Source organism: Rhodococcus sp. R1101, assembly GCF_000278445.1.
GTDB lineage: Bacteria > Actinomycetota > Actinomycetes > Mycobacteriales > Mycobacteriaceae > Rhodococcus > Rhodococcus gordoniae.
Window position 1 is genome coordinate 1 of sequence record NZ_AJVB01000733.1, and the last position, 1,280, is coordinate 1,280.

1 protein-coding gene and 1 pseudogene are annotated in these 1,280 nt (G+C 72.6%); both read left to right on the forward strand.

Annotated elements, in window-relative coordinates:
* Window positions 1-766, forward strand: a 766-nt coding sequence (locus R1101_RS0123700; RefSeq protein ID WP_016935649.1) for a tyrosine recombinase XerC, incomplete at its 5' end; no start/stop codon positions are given.
* Between the two features lie 64 nt (window positions 767-830).
* Window positions 831-1,280, forward strand: a pseudogene (locus R1101_RS30780) (ATPase); the annotation flags it as partial.

The window sequence follows — 1,280 nt, forward strand, 5'->3', positions numbered from 1 at the left end:
ACCTCCTTCGACCCTCGATCTGCTGCGCTCGTGGCTCGCCGGGATGGTGACAGGGGGCGCGGCGCGCGCCACGCTCGCGCGGCGCACGTCGTCGGCACGCGTCTTCACGGCATGGCTCGAGCGCACCCGGCGTCTCGACACCGACCCGGCGACGCGCCTCGTCTCGCCGCGCCCGCACCGGTCGCTGCCCGCGGTACTCCGCGACGATCAGGCGCTGGAGGTCATGGAGGCCGCGAAATCCGGTGCGCGCGAACTCGATCCTGTCGCCCTGCGGGATCGCCTGATCGTCGAGCTGCTCTACGCGACCGGAATCCGGGTCGGGGAACTCTGCGCCGTCGACATCGACGATGTGGACGCCGAGCGCCGAGTCGTCCGGGTCCTCGGCAAGGGCGACAAGGAACGGATCGTCCCCTACGGAGCTCCCGCGGCGGATGCAATCGACGCGTGGCTGCGTCACGGACGCCCGCACCTCGTGCGCCCGTCGTCGGGTGCGGCGTTGCTGCTGGGCAAACGCGGCGGGCGGATAGATCAGCGGCAGGTCCGGTCCGTGGTGCACGAGGCCGTCTCGTCGGTGCCCGGCGCACCGGATCTCGCGCCGCACGGCCTGCGGCACAGCGCTGCCACGCACCTGCTCGAAGGAGGAGCGGACCTGCGCGTGGTCCAGGAGGTGCTGGGGCATTCGAGTCTGGCCACCACGCAGCTCTACACGCACGTCTCGGTGGCCCGCCTGCGCGCCGCGCACGATCAGGCCCATCCCCGCGCCTGATCGGCTGCCGACGAACCCTCCCGGTTTGATAGCGTGCGCCGGCACCATCGAATCGGGGGAACAGATGAGACGCAACGATCCGAGTCCTGCCGTGCCCGCCTGGCTGCAGGACCCACCGGAATCCGAGACCGACTCCGCGCGTCGCGGCTTCCGCCGCGCGGGCCGGGGCGCCGAGGCATCCGGCCCTTCGGCTCCGCCCGGCGACGGTGCACCCGCTCCGGTTCCCTCCGCTCCGCTCGGGATGACGGCATCCGTACCGCTCGGCATGGCGCTGCGGCCCCGGATCGCCACGGACGAGAGTTCCGTGCAGGAAGTGTCGGAGCCGGTGGCCGCACCGGCCCCCGCATGCCCGGAATCCGCCGAGACGATCCTGGGCGAGGTGGCCGAACGCGAGTCGGGTTCCGATCCCGCGTCGGTGGAACCGGAATCCGTTTCCGCCGATCCGGCAGCCGAGGGGGTGGCGTCAGGGCCCGGAACCGAGGAGCCGGCACCGGAGGTGCCGGTCCGGGAGACC